This is a genomic window from Shewanella septentrionalis, from assembly GCF_025370265.1.
GTDB classification, from domain to species: Bacteria; Pseudomonadota; Gammaproteobacteria; order Enterobacterales; family Shewanellaceae; genus Shewanella; species Shewanella hafniensis.
In genome coordinates this window covers 1-9,095 of sequence record NZ_JAMTCC010000074.1, presented here as the reverse complement: position 1 = coordinate 9,095, position 9,095 = coordinate 1, and the positions used below count along the sequence as shown (strand labels likewise).

Below are 9,095 nucleotides of genomic sequence, written 5' to 3'. Positions count from 1 at the left end.
AGTAAACTATTCTTGTAAAGTTAAACGTTGAAAGGGGGCATAAAGTAAACTTATTTTTGCCCCATTCCTCGTTAGCAAATGGCATTTAGCTCACTTCAACATCCGCATGTTGACCCAATTTTAGTAATGCTACAGAGTTTTGGCTTTATCAGTTTTATCCAACCGTAATTACGGTTGCTAACGAGAAAATATGGTACGAACGTTAGCCTGTATACGAGTCCGAAAACTGTCAACCAAGGTCAATAATCAGTCGAAAATGAGCGTAAGAGAATGAGAAAGCTAAAACGATATCAAGTAATTACCCATCAAACGGTATAAAAACCGCTACCGCAAAAAAGCAAATTCCTATAGCATCATTTATACCAATTGACATGGATGCGGCAGCGGCCAAGTCCAACAAGTGATTTATGCCCTGCAAACAGCGCAGCGCATAAATACTAAGACGTTAGTTGCCAAACTGGCCCCACAGAAAATTTAATAATTTGAGGTTATTGTGAAGACAATATTAACGATTGAAACATTAATAAATGAAGCATCTAGGTTTGCTGAAATAGAAAGTATTTATGATGAACCAAGACTTTATGGCGTAACAGATGGCAAAGCTGTTGGTACATATCTTGAGCATAAGTTTACTGCTTACCTTGCAGCAAATTATGAGTATGTTCAGGGAAACTCAGCTTCTGGAATTGATATACCAGGATTGGGTGTTGACATTAAAGTAACAAGTATAAAACAACCGCAATCTTCTTGCCCATTCAGGTCGGCATCGCAAAAAATATATGGCTTAGGCTATAATCTTCTAGTTTTTGTATATGAAAAATTTGATGATCATGCTAATAAAACTGGCCGGTTAGACATGCAACATACAATTTATGTTGATAAAGCCCGTACTGCTGACTTCCAAACGACTACGGGAATATTAGAAATTCTTTATAGAAATGGAAACAAAGATGACATTATTGCTTTCATTGCTGAACGTAACTTGCCAGTAGACGAAATTGGTGCCAACGAGTTAGCGGGTAGAATTATCATTGAGCCGCCAATTCAAGGCTTTCTGACAATTTCTAATGCTTTGCAGTGGAGGCTTCAATACAGTAGGGTGATACAGCAAGCAGGTGTCGTAAATGGTATATGGAGAATTCGTTAAGTGGCAGGCAAAAAATCGATAGAGAAATGGGAATTCGGAGATTTTCAGACGCCATTTCTGTTGGCAAAAAAAGTAGTTGAAGTTCTAAAAAGAAATCACAATATTTCGCCAGATCACATAATTGAGCCTACATGTGGTAAAGGGGCGTTTGTACTGGCAGCAGCGGAAGGATTTCAAGGCTCACAAGTACACGGATACGAAATTAATCCAAAATATGTGGATGATGCCAATAAAGAAATTCTAAGTAAAAACTTAGGAGGCCTTAGCAAAGTTAAAGAAGCTGATTTCTTCGACACTGCGTGGGAAAACGAAATATCCAGCATGCAGGGACAGTTGCTAATTATTGGAAACCCGCCGTGGGTAACAAGTAGTGAACTGGGAATGTTAAATAGTAAAAACCTTCCGGAGAAAACAAATTTTCAAGGGCGAAAAGGCATTGAGGCAATTACCGGCTCTGGAAATTTTGATATTTCAGAGTGGATGCTGCTACAACATGTTTCTTGGCTTTCTAACCGGGAAGGGGCAATAGCATTTCTCTGCAAGACTTCAGTGGCTAGAAAAGTTATGAGACAAGTTAGGCAGTCTAAAGAACATAAATTTTTCGGGCACATATATCCTATTGATGCGAAAGCATACTTCGATGCGTCTGTGGAAGCGTGTCTATTTGTACTAACAACTGAAACTGGCCACGCAGATTGTGACGTATACGATTCTTTAGAATCAACAACTCCTTCACATGTGATAGGTGAAAGAGATGGGATCATTGTTAGTGATGTAGAAATTTATAAGAAGTGGAGGCATTTAAAAGGGCAGGATTCTGCCTATGTTTGGCGATCAGGATTAAAGCACGATTGTTCAAATGTAATGGAGCTAGAAGAAGTCGATGGTGGATATATCAATGGATTTGGTGAGAAAGTAGATGTCGAGGACACATATATATATCCGTTGCTAAAAAGTTCTGACATAGGAAATGGTCGAGTAAAATCTTATAGAAAAGTAGTAATAGTAACTCAAAAAAATGTTGGCGAAGACACTTCAGAGATTATGAAATTTGCTCCAAAAACATGGGATTACTTAATTCAGCATGAAGAGTATCTCGATAGGAGAAAAAGCACTATTTATAAAGGAAAACCAAGATTTTCAATATTCGGCGTTGGTCAATACTCATTCACTGATTGGAAGATAGCAATTTCAGGACTTTATAAAAATATTCAATTCAATATTATTCCGCCAATGAATGGTAAGCCTGTAATTTTTGACGATACAGTTAACTTAATTCCAATGGGCAGCAAAAAAGAGGCGGATTTCATATATATGCTACTTGTCTCTCACCCAGCAAAAGAGTTTATTTCTTCGCTCGTTTTTTTAGATGAAAAGAGGCCAGTAACAACAAAAATATTGAGAGAGTTGTCTTTAAAAGAAGTTGCGAAAGAGTTAGGTCTGATTGAAGAATATAACGAGTTTGTTATGTCAAGCAAAGCTGATAATCAATTGGACAATTGAGCCTTGGAATAGCGGAGCCAATAGCGAGTTATAGTCCTAGAAAGGCAGCTAACTAGTCGCTCAAGGTCGCGCCATAAATGGTGCTGGGCAGACACAAGCGGCGCATGCTTCGCTTGTGTCTGCCCCTTAGCTCTGCGTTAATTAAGGCCAAAAATGAGCCTGTGAATCACTCTACACCAGACTGATTCACGCTAGCCCCTAAAACCCGCCCTAGAACCCCGTTTTCAGCTGTTCTGGGGCGGTTTTTTCCTTAAGATGAATCAAATCTCTAGAGAACTGATTCATGTCCCATAATAATTCTCTTTCAGAAATCCTGTAAGGTTATGATATTATTTAATTTAGTATATAATTAGTGTTAAATAAAATTAACGCAGAAATGCCACCTTGGCATGTCCTATATTCACCACACTTCACGCCGCTAAAAAATCCAGTTTTTTTGGGGAAAAATTGCCACTATAAGAGACGTTTTGCCTGTAAATTTGATTGCGGGAAACTACTTTTTTGCACAGCTTTTATTATTTATGCATGTTATATGTGTCTGATGTAATTAGTTTAGTTTCAAATATACATCTGTAAAAAATTAACGCAAAAATGCCACCTTAGCTCGTCTTGCATTGTCCACACTTCACGCCACTAAAATAAGCCACGTTTTTTGCTGAAAATGACACAAAAATGCCACCTTAAAGAGGTTTTTGCCCGAAAATTGGTTGCGTGGGACTACTTTTTTACACAACCCGAGCCCTTTCAAAGGGTTCTAAGTTGCTGATATACTTGCCCTGAGCGGAAATAATTGAACACGTGAAATTAACGCAAAAATGCCACCTTGGTACGTCCTATATTCTCCACACCCCACGCAAGAATTGATAAATCAATTCTTATGGTTGTTTGTGGTGTAAGCTATTGAAATTAAGCATTTAAATATCAATATGATTTAAATATTTTTTTTTGAAAATTCATTTCGTTTTTACACTAAATCGTATTAAAGGTGTATTATTAAAATAATACAATCGTATTAAAAGCCCTTGTGCCAATGGTTTCAGGCGGATTAATACAGTATTAATACCGCGTGTATTATTTAGTATTAAAGTGATGTTTATAAAGGAATTACTCATTAACTCAATTTGTGAGTGTATTAAACTTTAATACACTGGTTAATACAGTTATAATGCAAACCTATACGTTGTTAATACACTTTTAATACATTGGATAATGTCACTATGGCCAGAAGTAAAGTTGTGCAAGTCCCCTGCGATGCAGATCTCTATGCCAAGATTGTTGCTTATCGAGAAGAGAAGGGTTTGGAAAAAGATGCTGCTGCCGCGCGAGATTTGATCTTGTTTGCTCTGCGTATTCTTGAGCATAAAGATGATGCCGAGGGGTTATCTACTCGCGAACTGTTAGAGGTGATTCTGACCTATACAGTTAAGGCGCAACACACTAGCAGTCTGGTCTATTACCAGACATACAATGCGGCACCTGTTGATATACAGAATGCAGGTATTAAGCATAAGGACACAATGAGAAAGGCAGAGGAAAAAGTTGAGCAGATTTTAGCGGGCGAAAATAAAGAGGACTAAGTGTCCTCTTTATATATTCATTACATGGTCTTTTCCCCAATATCCAATTTAGGATTGTCGATGTTGGGGCTATGTTCTTTCGTGGGTGAACGGTGGCTATCCATTGCTAAATGTTGATAGTGTTCATCGTGCTTTATTTTATTCGTTGCTACGTTAGTGCTGTCATCATTCATCGTGATATTTTTTGTGCCTGCAATATCATGACTCAATGATTGAATGGCTTTAGATAGTGTATTGTCTTTTGTCGTTATGCTATAGACCGCTTCGTTGACTAATTGCTTTGTCGTTTCGACTTTGTTTAAGCCGTCAGGTATCAGGCTGGGTTCAATAATTACCGCATGTATATTTTCCTTGCTGAATTTTTCGGTAAGGTCATTAGCCAGTTTTGCAGTGTCTTGTGAATTATTAGTATCAAGTACCACTATCACGTTTTCGCGCAATTCATTTGTATTGAATGTTTTAGTGTCATTATTATTGTTTAGCGCAATAACGTCAGCCCCGTTTTTATTGTCAGCATTTATCTTAAGTGCATTCTCTACCCCGACAGCGACAATGCTATAGTCTGAATTATTGCCTTTGTTGATCGTCGTGCTGTTCCCCGATTTAGTGCCGAGTATGCGCTTGTTTATTTTAAGCGCTGCAATGTCACCGCTGGATTTATCAAGGTAAGTAATTTCTACTGCCTTGGTCTCATCCTTATCATTGGTGATGTTCGCAATTAATGCGGGGAAGGTCCCACGTTTTTCTGACGAATAAACGGCATCGTGAAAACGTAAGTTTTCATGCTGCTTAACGTCGATGCCTTGCTTGTTTAAATACGTCTGTGCGAGTGAGTTTTCGATAGGTTTCGCTTCATTAAAGTATTGCTTCGCGCGCGCTTCTAATTGACTTTGCTTAACCGGAATGGCATGTGTTAATTCATCATGCTGTGGGTTTTTTACCAGATTATATTTATCGGGTTCGTTCATCATTTTATCGGCTTTATAAAGTGCATCCTTATAACTGCATTTTTCAGCGACCATAATCAGGTTAATTAGGGTGCCTTTATCGCCGGTTTTCCAGTCTTTAAAATAGCCACGATATTGGCCCGTTGTGGTCAATGTTAGGCTCCCCTCTTTGCCAAATGTCAGGTTATCTTTGTCTGATTTATCGTGGTTCGGCTCACCTAAAAGCTGCGTTGCCAGTGATTCACTGTAGGCCGGAAGCTTGGCATTTAGCTCGGTGGCCATCAGTTTTAGATCCACATATCCATTTACATCGAGGTACTTTGGGTTTTCATGCGGCAAGGGTTTGTCATTAAATAGCGGGGTATGTTCAGGGTAATAGTTATCTCTTGTCTCAAGTGCAGAGACTTTATTGGGATCGTTATTGACCCATGAGAGCATCATTTTTTGCGGGTTATCGGTGATGATTTTTACGTGCTTACTGGCACGGGTGATATCGATATACGCGCGCCTTACGTTAGTTAATGCACCTTGGCCCTTAATCGCAGTAATGACATTCTCATAGGTTGCCCCTTGCGCCATATCGGCGGTGCGGGTGTATGCGTAATCCCAATGAGCATCTTTCAACTCTTTGGTTGAGAGCGTTAATGTGTGGTTATCCGTGGATTTGAGCTGCATTTGTTTATCGTCAATGCGGCTAACGGTATAGGTTTTGTTGCCCTGCATTTCACGGTCAATATCGCTTTTGCGGAGCATGATACTGTCGCCTTCTGCGAGAGGTTGCTCACTCTTAGCCCAAAGGTTCGTAAATTTGTGGCCGTGATTTTTGGGAAAGAAATGCTTTTCCTCGCCGGTTTTCATATCCGCGAGGGTGAGCATGTTATTGCGCTTATCGACCTTCATAATTTCAAAATAACTGTCTTTACTGGTCGTCAGGATTAACCCCTGCTGATAGGGCAACATGGTCGCCAGTTCGGCCTTGCTGGCATGGACTCCACGTAATCTCGGTACAGTGAATTGCTCGGTACTGAGGCTTTTTTGTTGCTGTAACCCTTGGCGGATTTCGTGGGTAATGTCGTCGCGTTCCTTGTTGGTGTACGCAATGATAAGGGTATTTTCACGCGCTTTAGGTGTTCTGGCCAAGTATTCCAGTGCCACCGTGGCGGGCAGGGCTTCGGTCGCCAGTTGCTGGTTTTTCTTCGGGTTATCGGTTATCGACTGCAAAGTTGAAATGATATTCAAGCTTTGATTGATGTTAGCGGTAGCCTGCTTTTCGGGCGTTACCACGTCGTTCGCGGTGGGCGCGGTGTATTGGTCAAAGGGTAATTGTTGCTGAATTTTATCAATAGCGCTTTCGCCTTGGCGATCGACAATATTGTGTACTGCACTCAGTAGCGTGCTGTTCTGTTGGCGCACAATGTCTTTCATGGTGACGCTATTGATTGCGCCTTTGTTTAACGCGAGTTCAAAAGGTTTACCCGCTTCTTGGGACGTTAACTGTTTAGTGTCACCCAAGAACACGGCGCGCGCGCCTGTTGTCTCAATCAAATGGGTAAATTTATCCATTTGGGCGTTACTGGTCATCGAGGATTCATCGAGCAAGAACACGGTGTTGGCGTATTGGTCAGGTTTCGCATCTTGGCTTAAAAAGTTGCTTAGGAGTGATTGAACCGTTTGGCTTTCGACGTTCTTGTCTTTGAGTTCGTTAACGGCGGCGTGTGTCGGCGCTAGACCGATGAATTGTGTCGGTGTCTTATTGGGTTGTGTGTTGAGAATGGATTCGCTTTGTTTAACGAGATCGATACCCGTTTCAAGCATGGTCGATTTACCCGTACCGGCTAACCCTTTAACTGCCACAAATCGGTCTTTGGTGGTGGTTATCAATAAGGTCGAGTCTTTTTGGCCATCGGTCAGGTTTTGATTTTGACTGAGTACCTGCGCGGCGTGTTCAACGCTGGTTAGGGGCGCAAGTTGGTCTTTGCCCGCTTGCAGTCTGTCTAAAATACGCACTTCGGTATCGATAGCGGCTTGGGTGGTCCAGCGGGTGCCGTCGTGGTATTCGGCGCTCAGGAGTGAGGGCGCGGCTTTATCCGTGCTGTTCGTGGCCATGTGTTGCAGGGTGTTGATGATTTCATGTTGGGTAATGCTGGTGCCTTTTTCTTCAAAGGCGTACTTGATCGCATTAACAATCAGTTCTTTTTGTGAGTAACCGGCTTCTTTCTCGCTAATGTGCTGGATGGCAAAATCCACGGCATTGTGAATAAGCCCTTTGTCTTGATGCTGGGCACCAATGGCATTCAGTGCTGCGGTCACATCTTGGGTGAGCAGGGCCGTGGTTTGGCTATTCACGAACTTTTCTGGCATGTCAGCGGCTTGCATGATGCGCGAAATACTGGATGGTTTCACCTCACTTTTTTCTAATCGGTCATCAAATTGTTGTGCCTTGTCGGTGAATATATCGATGTGTTTGATGCCTTGTGTCAGGGTGTCATGTAACCACTCTTTTGAGGCGCTATAGGCTTTAATGTTGACGATGTGGTGACTTGCATTAGGGCTGGCATTGCTTGGCGTGGTGGCGTAACCATGATTGAGCGGCGCATGGTGCAATGCACTGGCTTTAACGCTGTGCTGTTTGCCGCTTTCGTCTTTGAGCGTGACCCATTCTTTGGACAGGGCGTTGATCGTATAAATTTGTTTGCTCAAACCACTGTCTTGATGGTTTGTGGCCATGATGAGTTTATCGCCGTTGGCGATATGTAAATTGTCCGGTTTAGCGATCACGTACTCTGCGGCTTTAAAGGCTTTGCTGCTGGGGTTAATCTCAGATGCTTTACCGTTTTTGTCTATCAGCGTGAGGGTGTTGTTATCACGGTTTACACTGTCCACCGTCAATTGCTGCTGTTGATTGCGGCCACCGACTTTTTGCCATTGGGTGAGTACCATGCCCTTGGTGTACTGGCCGACGACTTCCCGTTGCTGCGCGGATAAGAACACGGGATTAAGGGTAGGGATGTTGAGCCCAAGGCGCGATACATCACCTTGATTTTGCAGTTCTGCGCGAATGGCGCTGTTAAGCTGCTTCACATCTTTATGGGTGCCCGCAATGACTTGGGTGTGTTGCTTCTCGGGCAGTTGCGCGTAAGTTTTTGCAATCAGGTTAACCCTGTCACTGTCTTTGCTTTCATGCAGTCGCATGGCTGTGTTGCTTTGTTTTGTGGCGACCCAGTTGCTTTCGTTTACGTTGCCTTTTTTAAGTACCTCGATAGCGTTACCGGCTTTCATGCCTTGCTTGGCATTGGCGTGATTGAGCAAAATCACTTTACTGTTACCCGCTTTGGCTTGCGCGAGCAGGGCATTAAAGTCGTTAAGGCCGAGTTTATTGGCGTTCTCAACCACTAAAATATCGCGGTTAGTGTTGTTGGCCGTTTTAGTAAAGCTGCTGAGTGTATGGGTGTGGTCGGGTTTGAAGTGGTTCATTATCCACTTCACCACAGTCGATGAATCGCGTTGCACTCGTTCACTGGTTTGCAGTTTGCTTTTCATGTCAGGGGTAATGATGTGAATACGTTTACCGTTGGCCTCACCGACATTGAGCAGGGCGGTCGCGAGCTGTTCACTGCTACCAAAGACGTTCACTAGGTTAACTTGTTTGGTACTGGCGAACAGTTCAGAGACTTTCTTTTGGTTGTCCGCATTTAAGCCTTTGCCTTGAAGCGTGTTGGTATCGACCACTTGGCGCATGTTGGCCGTTTTTGGCTTGATGCTCTCTAGCAGGTTAGTTTCGGCTTTGATGTGGGCGGCGCTGGTAAAGGTCGCAGACTCTTTATCAAGCGGAATGAGTGCGCCATCTTCAATGTGCTTATCGAGTGCCAATTTAATATCGAGCGCATCGAGCTTCTGGCCTAGTGTAAATTCAAGCGTGGC

Annotated in this window: 4 protein-coding genes; 3 read left to right on the top strand and 1 reads right to left on the bottom strand. The window is 42.4% G+C overall.

Annotation, left to right across the window (positions count from 1 at the left end; all coding sequences use genetic code 11):
• The first annotated feature begins 493 nt into the window (after positions 1-493).
• The 3 genes from NE536_RS22050 to NE536_RS22040 all read left to right on the top strand — a co-directional run bounded on the left by NE536_RS22050 (position 494) and on the right by NE536_RS22040 (position 4,227).
• Positions 494-1,147, top strand: a complete 654-nt coding sequence (locus tag NE536_RS22050; protein ID WP_261274021.1) for a type II restriction-modification system restriction endonuclease — start codon at positions 494-496, stop codon at positions 1,145-1,147.
• Positions 1,148-2,650 carry a hypothetical protein gene (locus NE536_RS22045; protein WP_261274020.1) on the top strand — a complete coding sequence of 501 codons (1,503 nt, stop codon included), beginning with the start codon at positions 1,148-1,150 and terminating at the stop codon, positions 2,648-2,650.
• 1,217 nt (positions 2,651-3,867) lie between these two features.
• A complete protein-coding gene (locus NE536_RS22040; protein ID WP_006087379.1) occupies positions 3,868-4,227 on the top strand; it encodes a hypothetical protein in 360 nt (119 codons plus the stop codon).
• A gap of 20 nt (positions 4,228-4,247) precedes the next feature.
• Here NE536_RS22040 and traI read toward each other — a convergent pair.
• On the bottom strand, positions 4,248-9,095 hold a 4,848-nt coding region (traI, locus tag NE536_RS22035), incomplete at its 5' end, for a conjugative transfer relaxase/helicase TraI (protein ID WP_261274019.1).

What these genes read in the sequence shown, in the direction of transcription:
- NE536_RS22040 (WP_006087379.1), top strand. Translation starts at nt 3,868, where the DNA reads ATGGCCAGAAGTAAAGTTGTGCAAGTCCCCTGCGATGCAGATCTCTAT.